A 20,591-nucleotide genomic window follows, 5' to 3' on the forward strand; every position below is an offset into this window, starting at 1 on the left:
GCCGGGCGTTTTTTCAGTAAAACAGGAGAAAATAATATGTCTAAATTCATTATCATTACCGGCGGTGTAGTCAGTTCGCTGGGCAAAGGAATTTCCGGGGCCAGTATCGGCAAGTTATTGCAACTTAACGGCCTTAAAGTCAATATGATTAAATGCGACCCGTACATCAACGTGGACCCGGGCACCATGTCACCTTACCAACATGGCGAAGTATTCGTAACGGTAGACGGTGCCGAAGCCGACCTTGATTTAGGCCACTACGAACGCTTTTTAGACGTCAACATGCGTCGTGCCAACACCAACACTGCCGGCAGCATTTATCAAACAGTAATTGACAAAGAACGCCGTGGCGAATATTTAGGCGCTACCGTACAAGTAATTCCCCACATCACAAACGAAATCAAAAAACGTTTTACCGCTTTTGAACACGAAACCGACGTTTCCATTATTGAAATCGGCGGAACAGTAGGGGATATTGAGTCTCTCCCCTTTTTAGAAGCGGCCCGCCAATTACGTCTGGAAAAAGGCCCGCAAAATGTAATTTGCATACACGTTACGCTCATTCCGTATATCGCAGTAGCACAAGAACTTAAAACCAAACCGACGCAACACTCCGTCAATAAATTACGCGAATTAGGCATTGAGCCCAGCATGCTTATCTGCCGCACCGAAAAACCGCTGAACGATCACGTCAAAGAAAAGATTTCGCTTTTCTGCAGCGTGCCCGCCAAAGCAGTTATTGAATGTATGGACGCCAAATCTATTTATCACGTTCCGGAAATGTTTTACAAACAAGACGTGGACAAACAAATTATTTCGCTGTTGGGCTTAAAACCCACCCAAGAAGTGGATCCGAAACAATTTGAATTTTTTGATAAGGCGATGAATCCGTCCAAAACAGTTAAAATTGCCGTAGCCGGAAAATATGCCGAATTCCAAGAAGCGTATAAATCTATCCACGAAGCCTTACGCCATGCGGGTATGAATAACGACGCCAAAGTGGAAGTTGTTTATATCAACACCGAAAAAGATGATGTTAACCAAGCCTTAAAAGGGGCGGACGGTATTTTAATTCCCGGCGGCTTTGGAAACCGCGGGGTGGAAGGTAAAATCAATACCGTTCGTTTTGCACGCGAAAACAAAGTCCCGTTTTTAGGCATTTGTTTAGGCATGCAGTGTACGGTTTTGGAAGCCGCCCGTAATTTGTGCGGCTTACATGACGCTAATTCTACGGAATTTGATCCGACCACCAAAGATCCCGTGGTAGATTTAACCCCGCAACAAAAAAATGTGGTGTATAAAGGCGGAACGATGCGCTTGGGCAATTACACAGCCGACTTAAAACCCGGCTCTCTTGCCCACCGGTTATACGGAAAAGACCGCATTGAAGAGCGCCACCGCCACCGCTACGAACTCAATCCCAAATACGTTAAACAATTACAAGATGTGGGACTTGTAGTATCGGGTTGGCACGAAGAAGTATTGCCCGAAATTGTGGAACGCACCGACCATCCGTATTTTATAGCGGTACAATTCCACCCGGAATTCGGTTCGCGCCCGATGCGTCCGCACCCGCTTTTTGACGGACTTATCAAAGCCAGTTTGAAAGCGAAAGAAGAAAAGAAATAATCAGTTTGTTTCCAGAAAAACGCCCCGAAGATTTTTCTTCGGGGCGTTTTCATAAACGGTTAATTGATTCGGTAGCGCGTACCGGACGCGCCGCCTGTTAAGGCCGGCCCCATGGCTTTACAAAAATTATCCCATTTTGGATATCCGCTCTGGAAGCATAACCGTACAATACCCTTACTAAATACATTTAGTCTAAAAGTCCTATGGTTCTCTAGGTCTTTTGACCCTTTTCATACAGCGCGGCTTTTCCTATGCTATAAGTATGAAACATATTTCTTCCCGATTGTATGTGATTTTGTTCTTGGCATTTATTTGCCCGGTTACCGGTTTTGCCCAAAAAGGGCCTGGCGGGATCATAAAAGCGGGAGAAAAAGGAATTAGCGAAGCCTACCGTACAGCCCAACAAATGGCTGAACTGACGATGCGGTATCAATATGGAATAGAAAACGCCGCTACTAATGAAATAGCCACCAAAATATCTAATGAACTTGCTCGGGAAGAACGCCGTGCCAAGAAGCACCTGCCACGCCCGCCCGAACAATTGATAACAGATATTTTGCCGGATAGATCTTCTACCCAAGCTCAAGACATGTTACAATCGTTGGATAAACTTTGGGCACTGCAAGACCGTCATGGCAATCATAATTTATCGGCGTTATTTATTCAAAAATACTATTCTCAACATTTTGGTATCGTTTCCCAACATTTGCAAAAACTATTTAATAAAATAGCATCTTTAAATAATCGGGAATTAGAACGCCGGGTAAGCAAACGTATCTTTTATTTAGCCCAAAATAGAGATTTGCTTAGTTTGGCCGCATTACCGCAAACAACGACTACGTTATCGTCTAAAGCATTTCGGTTACGCTATCTCTCAGATATTGGGGCCCTAAATGAAACTAATTTTCAGGAAAGCCAATTGGTACTTTCTATTGAACGGAAAATGTCTCCCGATCCGCAAAAAGATTTTCCGCTGCGCCATGTTAGCGGGCATGCGATGATCACTATCGGGCAGCAAGTGTATCCTATCTATCAATTTAACGGGCCGTTAGAAAATATTACCATGCTCTACCGGTTCTTACTCAACGGCAAAAAGAAACAACCCCTTACGGTAGTATTTGATGAAAACAGCAAATCTATGGCTATTTATAATCATGACCGTTCGGTATGGTTGCGGATTTCATCGCATGAATATTCATTTCCCGAACGCTTGCATATTCATCTCAACGAATTGCGCACCGTTACTTTTACCAACTGTTATGGTGTAGAAAAAACAGAACGGGTAAATTTCAATTTGTCTATTCCGTTAGCCGTACCGAAAAATTTGCCCAATCATAACGTACAAGATTTTTTATACCAGCAACTTATTGTCAACCCAATTAAATTCTTTAAGGGTGATGATAATGTAACCATAGAAAAACGTCCCATTTTCTAACGGTTATATTAAAAAATTTATTGCTATAATAAAATTATGAAAACTTCTGCATTATTTGCCTTTGACCGTGATCAAACCCTCAAACTAGCCTGTGGTTCGCTTATCGGCATAGACGAAGCAGGGCGAGGACCTTTAGCCGGGCCGGTAGTAGCGTGTGCCTGTTTCATCCCCGATGAAATTGCTCCTTCTTTTGAGGATGTCAATGACAGTAAAAAACTGACCGCCGCCAAACGCAACGAACTTTTTGAAAAACTTACTCACTCGGAAGTTCTGTACGGTATCGGCTTTGCTACGGCTGCCGAAATAGATCAACTCAACATTTTACAAGCCACTTTCTTGGCTATGCGCCGCGCCGCACAAAAATTTGTGCGCATTCCGCAGGCCGTTGCTCTTATTGACGGGCCGCACCGCGCAGCCGGGTTGGAAATGGAACAATACCCGGTAGTGGACGGCGACGCCAAATCGCTCGTCATTGCGGCTGCCAGCATTATTGCCAAAGTAACGCGCGACCGGTATATGGAAGAATTAGATAAAATCTATCCCGGTTATAATTTTGCCGGACACAAAGGATACGGCACCCCCAAACATTTACAGGCATTAGAAGAACTCGGCCCTTGCAAAGAACACCGCTTGACATTTGCCCCGGTACGAAATTTAATTGCTCCCCAACTGCCCTTATGAGTTTTACACGCACGGCCGGACAGGCAGGCGAAGAACAAGCCGCTCTTTTTCTTACCCAAAACGGATATACCATTTTAGATCGTAATTTTTCAGCCTGCGGTGGCGAATTAGATATTGTAGCCAAGTACAAAAAAATGCTCGTATTTGTAGAAGTTAAAGCCCGTGCCTCCATGGCCTTTGGCGGCCCGATACTAGCCGTCACCCCGGCCAAACAACGCCGCATTGTTCATGCTGCCTTACAATATATTAAGGTAAAAGCCCCAAAATTTGATAGTATAAGATTTGATGTAGTATGTGTTCTGCCGGAAAAGATAGAGCATATTCCAAATGCCTTCATTCCGCCCAGAACGACTTTTTAGACCGGAGGGAACAATATGCCGCAACTAGCACAAATTAAAAAAGCCGTTTCGTTTATCAATAAGAAAACTAAAAACTTTAAGCCGCAAATCGGCTTGATTGCCGGATCGGGGTTAGGATGGGCCATTCCGCCGTTAGATAAAAAAGTAATTGTACCTTATGCCTCTATTCCCGGTTTTTTACAAAGCACCGTTCCGGGACATGCGGGCAATTTAATTTTCGGCGAATATAAAGGAACAAGAATTGTTGTCATGCAAGGGCGCTTTCACTTTTACGAAGGCTACCAAATGAAAGAATTCGCTATTTCCGTACGTACCCTTAAAATGTTGGGCGTAGAAAAATTACTCGTTTCCGGAGCGGTAGGTTCTATGGACAAACAACTCCCCCCCGGTTCGTTATGTGTACTCAAAGACCATATCAATTTTATGTGTAACAACCCGCTCATCGGCAACAGCCGCGAGCCGGAATTTGGCCCGATGTTTTTTGATATGTCCGAAGCATATGATAAAACCATGCGTAAAATTACACTCGCCGCATGCAAAAAAATCGGTCTAAAAGCCAAAGAAGGCGTTTATATTTCCGTCACCGGCCCGAACTTTGAAACCCCCAGCGAAATTAAAATGTTCAAAAAATGGGGTGCAAGCGTAGTCGGGATGTCCGTCGTACCGGAAGTATTAGTGGCGCGCCAATGCGGTATGAAAGTATTGGGGTTGGCCGTTGTAACCAACATGGGTTGCGGCATTGAAAAGAAACCGCTGTCACACGAACAAACTATTCGCGAAAGTAAAAAAGCGGAAATCAACTTCAAAAAACTGATGGAAATTTTGTTCGTCAAATTATAAGGAAAATAATACCCCGCGCGGTAAACTAACTGCGCGGGTCTTTTTATGGCAAAAGATATCAAACGGCTCGGCAAAGAAACACTTGTGTACGGCACTTCCACGGTGCTGGCACGGCTACTTAATTTTTGTCTGGTGCCGTTTTATACCTACTATTTAGTTCCGGGCGAATACGGTGTAATTGCTACGGTATTTGCGGCCATAGCATTATTTAACGTTGTGTTTTTATTCGGTATGGACCAAAGTTACTTGCGCTTTGCAAGCGACGCCGCCGACAAAAACAAAGTGTTTCGCCAATGTTTCTACGGCGTACTGTTAAACGGACTTATATTAGGTGGTTTATTGTGGCTATTTAGTGGATCCGTCGCACATCTGATCGGCATACCGGAACAAACAGGTTATTTATTACAACTGGCGGCAGTCATTTTACTGTTAGATGTACTTAATATGATCCCATTTACCAAACTGCGTTTGGAACGTAGGGCGTGGTATTTCGCGGGTGTACGAACGGTATCTATCGTCGTCAACGTATTAGGAAACATTTATTTTATCGCCATAGCGCACAAAGGGATAGCCTCTATTTTATGGGCCAATATTTTCGGCTCTTTGGCTTCACTCTTACTGCTTTCCCCTGTTGTGTGGAGTGAATTAAAACAAAACTTTTCGCTTCGTTTTGACGGCAAACTGGAACGTGAATTATTGGCCTTTGCTTGGCCGTTTGTTCCGTCGGGGTTAGCCAGTTTATTAGTAAGTGTAATAGACAAACCGATTTTGGTACATTTAGCAGGTCCGGCACAAGTGGGTATCTATCAAGCGAACTTCAAAATCGGCGTATTTATGATGCTCATTGTGTCTATGTTTGACCAAGCGTGGCGACCGTTTTTTCTTGCACACGCCAAAGATAGTGATGCCAAAGATACTTTTGCACGGGTTTTTTCATTTTTCGTAGCACTTGCGGGCTGGGTGTTACTCGGCCTCGCATTCTTAATGCCTGACATTATCCAAAGCCATTTATTTGGTTCTTTCCACTTGATTGCTCCTGCGTATTGGAGTGGTTTATCTGTGATTCCGCTCGTGCTGACCGGCTATTTCTGCTACGGGTTATATATTAACTTTATGATTGGCCCAGTACTGACGAAAAAAACACGCGTATTATTATGGATAACCTTACTGGGCGCAGCAGTCAGCATCACTACCAATTTAACGCTTGTGCCGCATATAGGCATTTTAGGCGCCGGCTGGGCCGTAGCGTTAAGTTACGCCGCGATGGCGGTGGCATTATTTTGTTTTACACGCCGCGTCTATCCGATTCCTTACGAGTATAAAAAACTCGCCGCGCTTTTTGTACTCGGCGCGGTGACGGTGGTATTGTGCAAAGTGTTTGGCGGCGGGTTACTTGTCAAAGTAATTTTACTATCTTTATATCCCGTCTTTATGGCTATAATTTTAAGACGGAAAACACCCCTTCCTACTTCAAACTGATTAGCGTAAGAGTAATCTCTATATTTCCGTCTTGATATACCAGTTCATGAGGAACGTGGATAAGACCGTTCTCATCAGCCGGCGTATATTCGTTATAGAATAAGTCTGCCGTATTAAGCAGCGTAATGGTTTTGGCTGCATACGGATACGTTTCGTTGGTATGATACATCAGTTGTACTTTGGCTATATCATTTTTATACGTTACCGTCTGCACGCCGGAAGAAACACGATACCGTTGATAATCTCCCGGTGGTAACAAAAGCAAACTCAAAAATTGGTTAATACGTCCGCGGATAATAGCGGTATCTGCATCGGCAAACAAATGGCGGTATGCAATTCCCGTTGGGGTGACCGTGGCTTGCAAAACGCGGTACGCACCGGACGTCATTACCGAAACTTCAAAATCTTCATCACCGATTTTTTTTACGATTAGCACCCCTTCCAAACCACTTCCGTCCATACGTCCGTCCACCTTAAAAGCGGCTTGTGTGTGCCCGCCGGCAAAGAAATCAACTTTATGCCCCGCGCGTACTTGCGGCGGAATTTGACGTAATTGCCCCCCCGCGCAAGCGCACAAAAATACGGCTAATGAAAATGTTAAAATTTGTTTAAGCATATACTCTCCCTTATTATGATATTATAGATATTATGGAAAATTTTGTCCTTTATCTCTTTACTTTAACTGCCGCTTTCGGGTGTACATTAGCCGTTTTACCCCTGCTCGCGCGCGGACTCGGCCCGTACTTGCCGGACAAACCCGGCGGCTTAAAAACCCATAGCCGCGTAGTACCTGTTGTCGGCGGATGTGGTTTGTTTTTTGGATTAGCGGCCGTGCTTATTTTTATCCGATTAGTTACCGATTTTCCGTCGGGCACCTTGCACAGTTTACGCGGTGTTATTTTAGGCGGTGCCATTATTTTTTTAATGGGTTTAGCCGACGATTTGCACAAACCCGCCGGGCTACCTATTTGGGCCAAACTGCTTTTGCAAGCCCTCGCTACCGCGTGCCTGATTCGCTATGGCATTGTGATACGGGTATTCTCGTCACCGTTGATTGCTTATCTGCTTACCTTTTTGTGGGTAGTAGGGCTGACAAATGCTTTTAATTTATTAGATATTATGGACGGACTTTGTACCACACAAGCCATGGTCTGTACGTTGGGGTTGGCGGTTATTACCTTACCGTCCGAATGGATCTATGTAAATTTCGCCGCGCTATCTTTACTTGGGGCGTGTTTGGCATTTTTACCCTTTAACTTATCCACTAAATACAAATTATTTTTAGGTGACAGCGGGGCTAATTTACTCGGCTTTTTGATTGCCGCACTTTGTTTGGGCACAGGGTATAGCGGTATATCCAATTGGGGTTTTTTGGCTCCTTTATGGATTGCCGCCGTACCGATAATCGATATTTCGTTTGTGACTTTGGCCCGTATCAAACAAGGCAAAAATCCGCTCAAAGGCAGCCCCGATCACGCCGCCTTACGCTTACGCGCGCACGGCTGGACGGATAAACGCACCGTTTGCATATTTGCGGTTGCGGGCATTATCAGTAACATAGCCGCCTTTGCCATTACGGTATGCCCCCCGCCGATTGTAGCAATTATTTCCGTTTTAAGTGTCATTGCAACGGCAACCATTTTCTACGGCTTATTTAAGTTGGAGGCCCCCCATGCACGTTAAAACGCTTATCTTGGGTGGCGGACTTACCGGGTTAAGCACCGCCTATCATTTGGAACAAGCCGGAGATAACAATTATCTCATTTTGGAAAAAGAGAACGAACCCGGCGGGCTTTGCCGCAGTATTTACAAAAAAGGTTTTACCTTTGATTACAGCGGGCATTTACTTCATTTACACACCGAGCAAGGTAAAAGGCTCGTGCAAAAATTGTTAGGAAAAAATTTGCATAAGTTAATCCGTCGCGCCTGGATATATACGCACGATGTACGTGTTCCGTTTCCGTTTCAAGCAAACTTATATGCGTTGCCGGCTGATTGGCGCCGCGCGTGCGTGGATGGTTTGTTAGCGGCCAAAAAGCATGCCAAAACTGCTCCGAAAAACTTTGAAGATTTTTGTTTGCAATCTTTCGGAAAGGGAATATATCAAGCGTTTATGCGTCCGTATAATACGAAACTGTGGGGACGTGCGCCACGCCAATTGACCTGCGAGTGGTGTGGGCCGTTTGTTCCCTTACCGTCCGCGGCGCAAATTAAGCAAAGCGCCGTTAAAAAACCAAAAGAAATTTTTGGTTATAATGCTTCTTTTTATTATCCCAAACAAGGCGGGTGCGGGGCTTTGGCATATGCGTTAGCGGCCCGCGTGCAAAACTTACAATTAAATACCCCCGTCACGCAAATTGATTTGAAAACAAAAACCGTTCGTGCCGGCGGAAAAATTTATTCGTATGACACCCTGGTTAATACGTTACCGTTATCCGTTTTTTTGCGGCTCTTAAAAAATGCCCCCGCGTTACGCGCACAAGCCGAAAAACTAACCGTACAACCCGTTACTGTTTATCAGGTCGCTTTTACCGGAAAGATCAAGCCGTTTAGTTGGATATATTTTCCGGACAAACAAGATCCGTTTTACCGGGTGGGACTTCAAAGCGGTTTTTCCACCGCCAATGCACCCCAAAACACCTATTCGCTTTATGTAGAACTACCGGGGAAAGTACGTCCTTCGTTGGCGCGCGAACGGGCTATCTGCCGCGCGCTATTACAAAAAGGTATAATATCTGATAGCGACGAAAAAATCAGTTCGTGTTGGCAAACCTTGCCACAGGCATATGTCGTTTATGACAAACACCGCACTCCGGTTGTCCGCCGCGTAACGCAAGCATTAGCCAAACAGCATTGTTTTTGCGGCGGCCGGTACGGGCGCTGGGAATATTCGTTTATGGAAAGTGCGCTCTTGCAAGGGCAAGAAATGGCAAATAAAATTTTAGGATAAAAGATATGAAAGTGCTTGTTTTTGGGGGAAGTTTTGATCCGGTACATAAAGGTCACGTAGCATTACTTCGGCGGGCAATCAAACAAATATCGCCGGATGTAACCCATGTGGTTCCCGCCTATCACTCGCCGTTTAAAGCCAAATCACCTACGCCGTTTTGGTTGCGTATGAAAATGGTCAAATTGGCCTTTGCCGGACTAAGCAAAAATTTAATTTTTGATGATTACGAACTGCGCCAAGGCGGTAAAACATATACTTACCAACTGATTCACTATTTACAAAAACGTTATAAAAACCCGGAACTTTATTTACTCGTCGGAACCGATTGCTTAAATGATGTCCACAACTGGAAAAACCCGCAAGTGATTTTTGATAACGCTACCGTTGTAGCGGGTAAGCGCAAAGGCTATAACGAGAACCCCGCTAATTTTAAGCATATTTTTCTACCGGGCTTTTTTCCGAAATTATCCTCCAGTCGCGTACGGGCACATATTTTATCATGCGGAGATATTCCCGACACCGTTCCGCCGCAAATTTCACAAACGATTTACAAACACCAACTTTACGGATTGGATATTCACGAATGGCTAAAAGCCCATCTGAAACCCAACCGCTATTTACACTCATGTAAAGTAGCCGAAATGGCCGCAGCATTAAGTGATATTTACGACGTTAATGTAGAAACCGCCGTACGCGCCGGTATTTTACACGACGCTGCCAAAGGATTTAGCGGCAGTGAACTTATCAATTTTTGCCGCACGCATAAAATCAAAGTACCGTTTTTTGAAGACATCAGCCGGCAAGAACCCAGTTTATTGCACAGTTATGTTTCGGCGTGGTTGGCCAAACATGAATTTGGCGTAAAAAATGCTGACGTTATTCACGCAATTGCCGAACATACGCTGGGCAGTTTGCAGATGAGCACCTTATCTAAAATTTTATTTGTAGCGGATATTTCGTCCAAAGACCGCAAATACAAAGATGCGTTTTTAATACGCAATTTGGCCATGCAAGATTTAGACAAAGCCTTACGCTATGCCGCTAACCGCAAACTGTTATTTACGATTGATTCGCAAAAATGGCTCTGTCCGTTAGGAATTGACTTATGGAATCATCTGCTAAAGCAAGAAAAATGATCGGGAAGTGTTTGCTTGTATTTTTGCTGGGGGCTTTAGGATTAGCCGCTTGGCAACAGTGGCAGTCGCCCTTAGTGCGGCAACTCGCCGGACATGCAGATACCCCTCTTGAAATTACCTTGCTAACCAATCCGGCCATGTTCGTTACCTACACGCCGGCCACCCACAAAGCCCAAGTACGCGTGCTTGCCGAAAAAAAACACTTCAAAGATCCGCACGAACGTATCCGCAAATTATTGGAAAGCGAACATATTACCACTCAATTCCCCATTAAGTATTTTGAACCCGTACAAACCGACCGCGAAATCTTTTGGAAAAATTTCAAGCAGATCTTATCACGTTGGCGTTATAATCCGTTGTTGGCAGCACAAGTAGCGGGATCCTATCTTTCGTCGTGGCACAACCGGCGCACCAATTTATCCGCGGCAGAATTTGCACTGCTGGCCATGGAACTGACCCAACTGGAAGAAAACGATTTTACCGTGCATATCCCCCCCAAAATGCGGGGAAAGAAAAAACAACAGGCCCCGGTAGTTGTTCCGGCCACTCCGGCTGTAGAACATACGGTTCAACAAGACCGCCCTATTATTGTGGAAATTCTAAATGCATCCGGCCAAAAGGGCCTTGCTTCGGAACTCACCCAATATCTGCGTGAACAAAATGAAAAAGGGTTATTGCGCGTAGATGTGTGGCAATACGACAATTACCCTACCATCCAACCAACCTCGTGGATAGAAGACTATTCCGGCCGCCAAATCCAAGTTAAACAACTGGGAACTACAATTGGTATTACCGGCGAAATCCGCGTCGGGACAACCCCCAACGTGTTATGCGACACCCGTATTATTTTGGGCAAAGACTTCAAAATGCCGCTCTAGCCCGCACAAACCCCGCTAAAAATGCTAGACTAAAAAGAGTATATTAAGAGGATAAATATGAACACCAAAGAACTGGTTTGTTTAGCCGCCCGGCTGGCTGACGAAAAAAAAGCCGAAAATATCCGCGTGATTGATTTGCAAGGCAAATCGTCGTTATGTGATTTTGTGTTAATTGTGACGGCTACGTCCAAACCGCATTTAGATGCTGTGGAAGAAGAGATCAGCAAAAAACTGAAAGAAAAAGGCGTTTATAAACTCAACCGCGACGGGCGGGAAAGCCCTTTTTGGCGCGTAAGCGACTACGGCGGCTTTTTAGCCCACATTATGGTGGCCCAAGCCCGCGAATTTTATGGATTAGACGAACTTTTTACGTTTGGCAAAACCATAGACTTTACCCAGCCTGTTAAAAAAGCAACGACTAAAAAAACAGTAGCAAAAAAAGCCACTAAAAAAACTACCGCCAAGAAAACGGTTAAAAAAGCAACGACTAAAAAAACCGCCGTTAAAAAAACGACTGTAAAAAAACCGGCGGCCAAGAAACAATCTCCCAAGAAAACTACAAAGAAGAAATAAGACAAAATGCTAGAAAAATTAAAACAAGATATTCACTTAAAACTTTCCAGTGCGGCCTATTTCAAAGGGTTTAATTTACCCGAAGTAGACTTTACGGCTGCACCTGCCCATACCGGGGCTGACTTATCGCTGACGTGGGCGTTAGCCACTGCTAAAATCATGCACAAAAATCCGTTGGAAATCGCCCAAGAAGCCAGCCAAATTATTGCCGAATTAACGGCTGTTAAATCGGCTGTTACCGTAAAACCGGGGTTTATCAATGTTACGTTAGAAGATTCTTTTATTATTAAAATTGCTTCCGACCGCCGCATCAAAGACCCCAATAATGAGAATTCCCGTCAAAGTATTTTGATTGAATTTGTATCGGCTAACCCTACCGGTCCTTTACACGTAGCCAGCGGACGCGGAGCCAGTTTAGGCGATAGTTTGGTTAAAATTTACCGCGCGTTAGGCTATTCGTGCGACAGCGAGTATTACGTTAATGACGCCGGAAATCAGGCCGAACTTTTAGCCGTATCCTTAAAAGCCCGTAAAGAAGGCAAAGAACCGCCGGAGAACGGTTATCACGGCTCGTATTTAATAGATTTGGCTAAACGCATCCCCGCTGATTTACCCGAAGATCAATACGGACGTTGGGCCATGGAAGAACTTATCAAAACCCAACAACAGGATATGAAAGATTTTCACGTGGACTTTACCCGTTGGTTTCGCGAGTCCGACTTGCACAAAGCCAATGCTCCTAAAGCCACATTAGATTATCTAACTAAAAAAGGGTTTACTTATACCAAAGAAAATGCGGTATGGTTTGGTTCTACCAAAGACGATGAAGCCCAAGACGACAAAGACCGCGTACTCGTGCGCAAAGACGGACGCCCGACCTATTTTATGGCAGATATTGCTTACCATAAAAACAAATATGACCGCGGTTACACTACGCTGATTGATATTTTAGGGGCGGACCACCATGGCTATGTGCCGCGCATGAAAGCCGCTGTCAAGGCATTAGGCCATGAAGAAAAAACTTTTGTACCGATTATTCACCAATTGGTTCATTTAACCGAACATGGCGAACAAGTTAAAATGTCCAAACGTGCGGGCCATTTTATTACCTTGCGCGAACTCATGGACGATGTAGGTACCGATGCCTGCCGTTTCTTCTTCGCCAGCCGCACGCCGAATGCCCATATGATGTTTGATATGGACTTAGCCAAAAAACGCACCAATGAAAACCCGGTTTTCTATGTGCAATATGTGCATGCGCGCATTCACTCCATGTTCAAAGCAGCCAATGAAATCGGGTTTAAGCGTTACGACGGAATTACTACCAAACTTGCTCCGCAAGAACGCGCCTTACTCTTAAAACTGATTTGGTTCAAACAGGTCTTACGCAACTGTATTGCCGATTTAAGCCCCCATCATCTTACCACGTATTTGGTGGAATTGGCCGGCTTATTTCACGCCTTCTATGATACTTGCCGCGTGATTGACAGAGACCACCCGGAACTAACACTCTCGCGCTTGTTTATCTGCGAGCGGGTAGCCGAACGTATTAAGAAGGGGCTGGAATTTATCGGCGTAAGCGCACCCGAACAAATGTAACGAATATGGATATCAGTTATTTATTATTCTTACAAAACTTTCGAAACGGCATCCACGACGCGTGGACGCCGTTTTTAGAAAGTATTTCTCTCTTTGCTATTACATATATTATTTTGCTACCGGTATTTATATACTGGTGTATCAACAAACGCAACGGGATATATACATTAGGGGCGGCTTATGTATGTGTAGCCATCAATGCGGTACTCAAACTGACGGTTTGTGCCTATCGGCCTTGGATACGCGATCCGCGAATTATACCGGCCGGTAACGCCATTACGACCGCCACCGGATATTCTTTCCCCAGTGGGCATACTGCCTATGCAACGCCGATTTACGGGGGGCTGGCTGTCGGCTTTTGGGAAAAGAAAATTACGCGTTGGCTTTCGGTATTATGTGTAATTGCCATTTTAATCACCGGTTTTTCACGTAATTATTTAGGGGTGCATACGCCGCAAGATGTAGCCGTCGGCTTGTTACTCGCCGCACTGTCCTTATTCGTAGCCAATTGGGTAATACATCACCCGGAACAGGAAAATAAATTTTTGCTCGGGGGTGTAATCGGATGTGTACTGGCCTTACTTTACATCTCATTTAAGCCTTATCCCATGGATTATGTAGATGGAAAACTGCTTGTAGATCCCAGCCGTATGATGAATGACGGCTTCCATGATATTGGCGCTTTGATTGCATTTTGCACCGCCCGGTACATTGAAAAGCAGTGGATTAACTTCAAGGCTACCGGATTTACATGCAAAGGTATCGTGCTTGCTCTGATTGGTTTTGTGCCCCTTTGTTTGATGATTATGCACTTACGTCCGCCATTTGTGGCGTGGTTGGGGCCGCATTGGGGACTATTGGTTGCGCACAGTATTATCATTTTCTATATTGTGGCGCTTTATCCGCTTGTACTTAAAATCTTTGAAAACAAACACTGATTTGATTTTGCTCAGTAAAAAATTATCCTTCTTTACTCGGAAGGATAATTTTTTTTGCTACAATTTGAATAAGGAGAAAAACCAATGAAAAAAATTCTTTCTTTACTTTTATTATTCATGTTACCGTTTGGGTTATCCGCCCAAACCTTAGACTCGGCAGAAAAAGCCTTTCAAGACAGCGATTTTGCTACCGCTAAAGCCGAATATCAAAAATTGTTGCCTAATATTTCCGGCTCAGATAAATGGCTTGTACAATTACGTTTAGCCGCTTGTGAATATCAAAACGGGGCTTTCTTAAATGCGGCAAAAATGATGTACGGTTATTCGCTGCCGCAAGATGAACTGTGGCAAGCACGCTTTTTGCTATACCGTATCCAAATGGCAAACCAAGTGGCTAATACCTATCGCCCAATCTTAAACAAAACCCAGATCGATTCGGCTGCGGCAGCCAATGACAAAGAACAATGGACACGCGAACAATGGCAGCAACAAATTGACCAAGATTTCCGCCGGTTGTGGGAATTAAAAGAAGTATTGACTGTCATGCCGATAGAGCAAGAAAACGTCATCATTAACCTAAAAAATACCGACACGCAACGTATTCCTACGTTATTTGATTTTACGGTACAGCAGTGGATCAATTATTTACAACGCAATTCCACCTTATCCGTTGCGCCGATTAGCGCAACCGCACCTACGTATTTAGACGGTGCGGCACGGCTTAAAGAAGGCACTTCGCAAGCCACCGCCAAACTGATTTCACAAATTTTAGACACCGCTTCTACTTTAGACGGCACCAACCGCCAAAACGCTAAATTATTTTGGAAAACCGATGCTATTTTGCAACCTTTTAATAATAATTCTTTTGTCATAGAAAACAAAGAAAAAGCACTTGCCGACGCCATTGCCGACTTACGGCTGATAACCGGGCAAGAGACACCCAAAACCTCGTGGTGGCAACGGTTGAAAGATTCGTTATCGTCTGCTCCTTCTGCCGGATACGGGCGCAGTTATGCGGCGTGGCAGTTAGCACAATTACAATATCAAAACAATCAAAAACCGCAAGCCGTGCAAACCTGTGAATTTGCCCTAAGCCAATTACCGGCGTCATATTATACCGAACAATGCGAACAGTTAAAAAACCGTATTACGCAAGTAGAATTGAATGTTCAAAGCGGTAATACTCCTTTTAACCGTCAACAACCGCAACTGACATTTTCCGGGCAAAATTTAACCCGCGTCTATGCACGCGTTTATCCGACTTCGTTTGACGAACTGACCACCCTTTATCGCTCGCATTATAACCGCAGAACAGTCAATTCTTTTGGTGACGTTACCCATTTAGATTCCAAAGACGTATTGACTTTTGCAAAGCGTACGCCCCAACACCAAACTTCCATAGAAGTACCGTATGAAGAAGTGGGCAAAGCACAAACCGCCACCCTTTCTTTACCTTCGTTAGAACCGGGGTTTTATGTGGTATTACTCGCAGATAAAAAAGATTTTACCGCCGATAAAACCAACATATATGGTTGGGTGGTCAACGCAACCGATTTGGCCTTGTTTGCTTCTACGGCCATCCAAGGCGATCCGACTAACTTTGTAGCCGTACGTAATGCAACACCTAAAACAATAAATCCTAATGTATTTCATCTCTATACAATCAATTTGAAAACGGGTGAAATTGAACCGAACACCAAACTCCAACTGATTACCGATTGGAACGGTACCCGCGTCAATGCACAAACTAACGAAGAAGGTCTATTTGATACCTCACGCACGGTAACAGTTTCTCCGCAAGAGCGCGTGAATAATCAAAATTATTCGTTGGACGTGTTAGCAAGCAAAAACAATTCTCTTACTTTTACCGCTAACCGCCTGTATTTTAATTTTTATAATGAACCCCCGGTGCAATTATTTGCCCAAACCGACCGTCCTATTTACCGCCCCGGGCAAAAGGCGCACCTTTCCGTTCAAGCATTAGAACGATTACCCCGCGGTTACAAAACCTTAAGCGGCAGTGATGCTAAATTTCAAGTGACCGACCCGAACGGTAAGAAGATTTTATCCGCCAATGTACCGTTAAACGCTTTAGGAAATGCTCAAACACAACTGTCTTTACCGGAAAATGACTTGCTCGGCATTTACTCCGTTTCTATTTCGGTAACGGCCAGCAAACGTACCTATTCTACCTATCACTCTTTTCGGGTAGAAGAATATAAACGCCCCGATTACGAAGTTACTTTAGAGCAACCGCAAAAGCCGTTAGAGTATGGTAAAAAAGCCACCCTAACCGGAAAAGCGCGTTATTATATGGGGACACCTCTTGAAAAGGCTACCGTCAATTATACGTTAAAACGCAGACCATATTTCCCGCCTTTTTACTGGTGGTGGATACGCCCGATTTCCGGTGAAGAAAAGATTATAGCCCAAGGGAAAACTTCTACCGATGAAAACGGTACATTCACGGTTTCGTTCACTCCCACCCGGTTAGAAGAAGATGAAGAATTTGCGAATTTTATTTTAGAAGCCGATGTTTTTGACGACAGCGGACGCACTATTTCAGCCAACCGCACCTATAAGATCAGCGCACATCCGCAATTAGTGCGCGTGGAATTTACGCAAGGGTTCTATGATGCGCAAACCCCTGCCTCGCTCGCCAAAATTGACTTAACGGACGCCGACGGAAATTCCACTTCCGGCAATTTAACCTTGCGTATAGAACAATTGGAGAACCGTCAAGTAACTCCTTCCATGGAGCAAACATATTGTTACAGATGTGAAGAATCTAATTTGTCATTAGACGCACTGTACAAAGACGTATCCGCCGTTAAAACGGTTCTTACCCGTACCTTAAGTTACCGCACACCGGGCGCGCAAACCGTAGATCTGCCCGCACTGCCCGAAGGAATTTACCGTCTTGAATTATCCGCAGACAAAGCCGCCAAACAACAAATGGTCTTTGTAGTGGCGGATAAAAAATCTGCATTAAACTTGCCCGATGTAGCACTTGTTCAACACAAGACATACTATCCGGGCGAAGTGTTACGCGTCCTTGTAGGAGCAGGGAATTTACGTGGAACAAAACACATAGAAGTATACCAAGATAATCAATTTTTAACGCACCGTGAAGTTTTGCCGGGCGGTGTAAGCATTTTTGAAATGCCCCTTACGCAAGATCACCGCGGCGGGGTAGCGATGCGTTGGTTTGGAGCAAGCGACTATGTATTTCACGGGGCACAAACTTCGGCGGAAGTACCGTTTGATAACTTACAATTAACAGTCACTCCCGATATCCCTGCCACCGTTAAACCCGGCGAAACAGTCAACTGGAAAATTACGGTTAAAGACCCCACGGCCTCTGCCGTCAACGGGTTAGTCAATGTAACGGTATATGATAAATCGTTAGATTATTATGCGCCTAATACGTTACCGTTGCAATTTCAGCAACTCTATGCACAAAAAACGGGCACGGCAGATATAAGGACCAGCCGTGTTTCCCCCACCACTACGGGCTATTATTATCCGCAAAAAGAGACGGAGAAAAGAATTTCTTTACTACCATTACCGTCGCTAAACTTGCAACCGATCTGGCGCGCCTACGGAGCCACCAAAAGTTTAGGACGCGGCGCAGCGGCCCCCATGATGCTCATGGCGAATGCCAAACGAAGTGCCACCGCCGATTTTGCCGAAGAAGCCATAGTGGAATCGGCCGCTATGAAAGATACGGCTACTTTTGGGGTCAACCAAAGCCTCCAAGAAGTACAAAATGAGGCCGGTATTCAAGCCCCCGAACAACCGAATGTACGTACTGATTTTTCGGAGACGGCCTATTTTAATCCCGCATTAGCATTAACCGGCGGGAAAGCCATATTGCGTTTTACGTTGCCGCAAAGTTTAACAACGTGGAACATATTGGGTTTTGCCGTAACGCCCAATGTCCACTTCGGCAGTTTTACGGCAAGCACCGTATCGCAAAAAGACTTAATGATTCGGGTGCAATTGCCGCGTTACTACCGCGAAGGGGATAAAGGCGTTTTACAAGCCGCAGTTACCAACCAATCGGCCAAAAAAATTACGACACAGGTAACACTTTCTGTTACCAAAAACGGCAAAACAGCGTTAAGCGATTTTGGTATTTCGCAACCGGTTAAAACCGTTACCGTTCCGGCAAACAGCACACAATTTGTTACGTGGAATGCTACCGCGCCCAACGTCCCGGCGTTGTACGATATTACGGCGGTTGTAAGAAACGGGAAAGAAAGCGACGGCGAACAAAAAACACTCCCCGTTTTACCGGGCAAGATGCGCTTACTTGCCAGCACGCACACGGCGCTAAAAAACGGAGCAAACACCTTAACATTAGACGAATTGGCTAAAGTTCCCGCCCAAGACATAGAACTAGCCGCCTTAACGCTAAACCCCAGTTTAGCCTTATCGGTACTTAATTCTATGCCCAATTTACTTTCGTCACCGTATAAAGATTTGGTGTCGTCCTTAAACCGCTATGTACCGTTAGCGATTGTCCACCAATTTTATACAACGTATCCGCAACTCAAAGAGGCTGTCAAAAAATTACCGAAACGTACCGGTATTACCCCCGCCTGGGACGAAAACGATCCGTTACGTTTGCAACTGTTAGAACAAACTCCGTGGTTACGCCAAGCGCAAGGATATAAGGAACGTTCTGCCGATATTATCAGTTTGTTTGACGACAATATCGTATCTGCGCAACTGAGCAAAGAGCAGAAAAATATTGCGAAATTGCAAAACGCAAGCGGTGCATTTAGTTGGTTTGCGGGCGGGCCGGATGATGATTATTTAACCTTGTACGCCTTGTCGTCATTTGCACAAGCCTTATCGTATCAAGCGCAAATTCCGCAAGCCGCGGCCAAAAAAGCATTTTCGTATATCGTACCTAAAATTGAAAAACGCTTAAAACAAGACCGCGAAGGTTCTGTGGTCTCCGTATCGTTTGCTCTGTACGCGGCTTATACGCTTTCCGCGTTTCCGGCGCATTGGCCGCAAGTCAGCGAGGCCAAAGCCGCTATCAAACGCTGGGTTGACTACGCCGACACGCAAAAGAAATTCATGACTCCGCTGGGGCAAATTTACGCAGCTGCCGTCTATCACCGGCTCGGCGATGACGTGAAAGCCAATCACTATTTGGATATTGTCCTGGCGCGCATGAAACAAGACCCGTTAACGGGCGCCTATTTTGCACCGGAAGCACAAAGTTGGATTTGGTACAACGACACACTTTCCACCCAAACGGTTACGTTACGCACGTTATTGGAAATGCGCCCGGGCTCGGACAAAATTGCCCCTATGCTTGAGTGGTTATTATTCAACCGACAAGTGAACAGTTGGCAAAATACCAAAGCCGCCACGCAAGCCGTATTTACCGTGTTAGATGTAATGAAAGCACAAGGGGCACTTACGAAGCCGTCTTCGTATCAAGTAACGTGGGCCGGAGAAACGATTGTTAAATCGTTTGAGCCGTTAGATTGGACGGAAGATTTACAATTTGTTCGCACCGGGAAACAAATTACGCCTTCGTCGTATCGGGCACAAATTACCAAGAAAGGGCCGCAAACGGATTTTGCTTCGTTAAATGCGGTGTACCTTGCGCACGATGTGAATGCCTCTGCCAAAGGAGTGATCAACGTCAAACGTGAGTATTTTGTACGCGTTAAAGAGGCTGATAAAATCAAACTCCGCCCGGTGGCGGATGTCAGCAGCGTACGCGTGGGCGAAGAATTGGAAGTCCGCCTGACATTAACTACGGATAGTGCGTTTGAATATGTCTTGTTACAAGATCCCAAACCCGCCGGATTTGAAAGCGACGCACTCACAAGCGGGTGGGACTATCAAAACATCAGTTTCTACCGTGAAATTAAAGACAGCGCGACTAACTTCTTTATCAACTGGTTGCCACGCGGAACGGTCACGTTAAATTATACCTTGCGCCCGAGTGTGCCCGGGCAGTTACATGCCTTGCCCGCGCAAGCGCAATCTATGTACGCCCCCGAATACGGAGCCCATAGCGCAAGTTCGTCTTTTACGATAGAGAAATAATCGGCTAAACAAAAAC

At 45.0% G+C, this 20,591-nt stretch carries 15 protein-coding genes; 14 read left to right on the forward strand and 1 reads right to left on the reverse strand.

The window, feature by feature from the left end; all coding sequences use genetic code 11:
• The first annotated feature begins 36 nt into the window (after positions 1-36).
• The 6 genes from ACQY3H_RS00445 (at position 37) to ACQY3H_RS00470 (ending at position 6,423) form a co-directional block, all read left to right on the forward strand.
• Positions 37-1,629, forward strand: a complete 1,593-nt coding sequence (locus ACQY3H_RS00445) for a CTP synthase (protein WP_428073727.1) — start codon at positions 37-39, stop codon at positions 1,627-1,629.
• 262 nt (positions 1,630-1,891) lie between these two features.
• Positions 1,892-3,064 (forward strand): hypothetical protein, encoded by a 1,173-nt coding sequence (locus tag ACQY3H_RS00450; protein WP_428073729.1) that lies wholly within the window; start codon positions 1,892-1,894, stop codon positions 3,062-3,064.
• Positions 3,065-3,100: 36 nt separating this feature from the next.
• On the forward strand, positions 3,101-3,745 hold the full coding sequence (locus ACQY3H_RS00455) for a ribonuclease HII (protein ID WP_428073731.1): 645 nt from the start codon (positions 3,101-3,103) through the stop codon (positions 3,743-3,745).
• Positions 3,742-4,104 carry a YraN family protein gene (locus ACQY3H_RS00460; RefSeq protein WP_428073733.1) on the forward strand — a complete coding sequence of 121 codons (363 nt, stop codon included), beginning with the start codon at positions 3,742-3,744 and terminating at the stop codon, positions 4,102-4,104. Before ACQY3H_RS00455 ends, ACQY3H_RS00460 begins: the two co-directional genes overlap by 4 nt.
• A gap of 15 nt (positions 4,105-4,119) precedes the next feature.
• Positions 4,120-4,944 (forward strand): purine-nucleoside phosphorylase, encoded by an 825-nt coding sequence (locus ACQY3H_RS00465; protein ID WP_428073735.1) that lies wholly within the window; start codon positions 4,120-4,122, stop codon positions 4,942-4,944.
• Positions 4,945-4,989: 45 nt separating this feature from the next.
• The gene (locus ACQY3H_RS00470; RefSeq protein WP_428073737.1) at positions 4,990-6,423 is read left to right on the forward strand and encodes a lipopolysaccharide biosynthesis protein; all 1,434 of its coding nucleotides are present in this window, start codon (positions 4,990-4,992) and stop codon (positions 6,421-6,423) included.
• Here the strand turns inward: ACQY3H_RS00470 and ACQY3H_RS00475 are convergent.
• A complete protein-coding gene (locus tag ACQY3H_RS00475; RefSeq protein WP_428073739.1) occupies positions 6,410-7,039 on the reverse strand; it encodes a hypothetical protein in 630 nt (209 codons plus the stop codon). The two genes, ACQY3H_RS00470 and ACQY3H_RS00475, sit on opposite strands and share 14 nt — an antisense overlap.
• A gap of 32 nt (positions 7,040-7,071) precedes the next feature.
• Here ACQY3H_RS00475 and ACQY3H_RS00480 point away from each other — a divergent pair, with 32 nt between their 5' ends.
• The 8 genes from ACQY3H_RS00480 (at position 7,072) to ACQY3H_RS00515 (ending at position 20,575) form a co-directional block, all read left to right on the forward strand.
• Positions 7,072-8,106, forward strand: a complete 1,035-nt coding sequence (locus tag ACQY3H_RS00480; RefSeq protein ID WP_428073741.1) for an MraY family glycosyltransferase — start codon at positions 7,072-7,074, stop codon at positions 8,104-8,106.
• The gene (locus ACQY3H_RS00485; RefSeq protein ID WP_428073743.1) at positions 8,096-9,373 is read left to right on the forward strand and encodes a protoporphyrinogen/coproporphyrinogen oxidase; all 1,278 of its coding nucleotides are present in this window, start codon (positions 8,096-8,098) and stop codon (positions 9,371-9,373) included. The genes ACQY3H_RS00480 and ACQY3H_RS00485 overlap by 11 nt, the downstream gene beginning before the upstream one ends.
• Positions 9,374-9,378: 5 nt before the next feature.
• Positions 9,379-10,509 carry a nicotinate-nucleotide adenylyltransferase gene (locus ACQY3H_RS00490; protein ID WP_428073745.1) on the forward strand — a complete coding sequence of 377 codons (1,131 nt, stop codon included), beginning with the start codon at positions 9,379-9,381 and terminating at the stop codon, positions 10,507-10,509.
• Positions 10,479-11,387 carry a LytR C-terminal domain-containing protein gene (locus ACQY3H_RS00495; RefSeq protein ID WP_428073747.1) on the forward strand — a complete coding sequence of 303 codons (909 nt, stop codon included), beginning with the start codon at positions 10,479-10,481 and terminating at the stop codon, positions 11,385-11,387. The genes ACQY3H_RS00490 and ACQY3H_RS00495 overlap by 31 nt, the downstream gene beginning before the upstream one ends.
• Before the next feature lie 57 nt (positions 11,388-11,444).
• Positions 11,445-11,960, forward strand: a complete 516-nt coding sequence (gene rsfS / locus ACQY3H_RS00500; protein WP_428073749.1) for a ribosome silencing factor — start codon at positions 11,445-11,447, stop codon at positions 11,958-11,960.
• Positions 11,961-11,966: 6 nt separating this feature from the next.
• On the forward strand, positions 11,967-13,559 hold the full coding sequence (gene argS, locus ACQY3H_RS00505; protein ID WP_428073751.1) for an arginine--tRNA ligase: 1,593 nt from the start codon (positions 11,967-11,969) through the stop codon (positions 13,557-13,559).
• A 5-nt stretch (positions 13,560-13,564) separates the two neighbouring features.
• Entirely contained in the window at positions 13,565-14,497 is a 933-nt protein-coding gene (locus ACQY3H_RS00510; protein WP_428073753.1) for a phosphatase PAP2 family protein, read from the forward strand.
• An 84-nt stretch (positions 14,498-14,581) separates the two neighbouring features.
• Positions 14,582-20,575 (forward strand): alpha-2-macroglobulin family protein, encoded by a 5,994-nt coding sequence (locus ACQY3H_RS00515; RefSeq protein WP_428073755.1) that lies wholly within the window; start codon positions 14,582-14,584, stop codon positions 20,573-20,575.
• The last annotated feature ends 16 nt before the right edge of the window (positions 20,576-20,591 follow it).

The organism is Candidatus Avelusimicrobium luingense (assembly GCF_902757105.1).
Taxonomy (GTDB): domain Bacteria; phylum Elusimicrobiota; class Elusimicrobia; order Elusimicrobiales; family Elusimicrobiaceae; genus Avelusimicrobium; species Avelusimicrobium luingense.

What these genes read in the sequence shown, in the direction of transcription:
- ACQY3H_RS00465 (WP_428073735.1), top strand. Translation starts at nt 4,120, where the DNA reads ATGCCGCAACTAGCACAAATTAAAAAAGCCGTTTCGTTTATCAATAAG.
- ACQY3H_RS00470 (WP_428073737.1), top strand. Translation starts at nt 4,990, where the DNA reads ATGGCAAAAGATATCAAACGGCTCGGCAAAGAAACACTTGTGTACGGC.
- rsfS (WP_428073749.1), top strand. Translation starts at nt 11,445, where the DNA reads ATGAACACCAAAGAACTGGTTTGTTTAGCCGCCCGGCTGGCTGACGAA.
- ACQY3H_RS00450 (WP_428073729.1), top strand. Translation starts at nt 1,892, where the DNA reads ATGAAACATATTTCTTCCCGATTGTATGTGATTTTGTTCTTGGCATTT.
- ACQY3H_RS00515 (WP_428073755.1), top strand. Translation starts at nt 14,582, where the DNA reads ATGAAAAAAATTCTTTCTTTACTTTTATTATTCATGTTACCGTTTGGG.
- ACQY3H_RS00455 (WP_428073731.1), top strand. Translation starts at nt 3,101, where the DNA reads ATGAAAACTTCTGCATTATTTGCCTTTGACCGTGATCAAACCCTCAAA.
- argS (WP_428073751.1), top strand. Translation starts at nt 11,967, where the DNA reads ATGCTAGAAAAATTAAAACAAGATATTCACTTAAAACTTTCCAGTGCG.
- ACQY3H_RS00480 (WP_428073741.1), top strand. Translation starts at nt 7,072, where the DNA reads ATGGAAAATTTTGTCCTTTATCTCTTTACTTTAACTGCCGCTTTCGGG.
- ACQY3H_RS00485 (WP_428073743.1), top strand. Translation starts at nt 8,096, where the DNA reads ATGCACGTTAAAACGCTTATCTTGGGTGGCGGACTTACCGGGTTAAGC.
- ACQY3H_RS00495 (WP_428073747.1), top strand. Translation starts at nt 10,479, where the DNA reads ATGGAATCATCTGCTAAAGCAAGAAAAATGATCGGGAAGTGTTTGCTT.
- ACQY3H_RS00510 (WP_428073753.1), top strand. Translation starts at nt 13,565, where the DNA reads ATGGATATCAGTTATTTATTATTCTTACAAAACTTTCGAAACGGCATC.
- ACQY3H_RS00490 (WP_428073745.1), top strand. Translation starts at nt 9,379, where the DNA reads ATGAAAGTGCTTGTTTTTGGGGGAAGTTTTGATCCGGTACATAAAGGT.
- ACQY3H_RS00475 (WP_428073739.1), bottom strand. Translation starts at nt 7,039, where the DNA reads ATGCTTAAACAAATTTTAACATTTTCATTAGCCGTATTTTTGTGCGCT.
- ACQY3H_RS00460 (WP_428073733.1), top strand. Translation starts at nt 3,742, where the DNA reads ATGAGTTTTACACGCACGGCCGGACAGGCAGGCGAAGAACAAGCCGCT.
- ACQY3H_RS00445 (WP_428073727.1), top strand. Translation starts at nt 37, where the DNA reads ATGTCTAAATTCATTATCATTACCGGCGGTGTAGTCAGTTCGCTGGGC.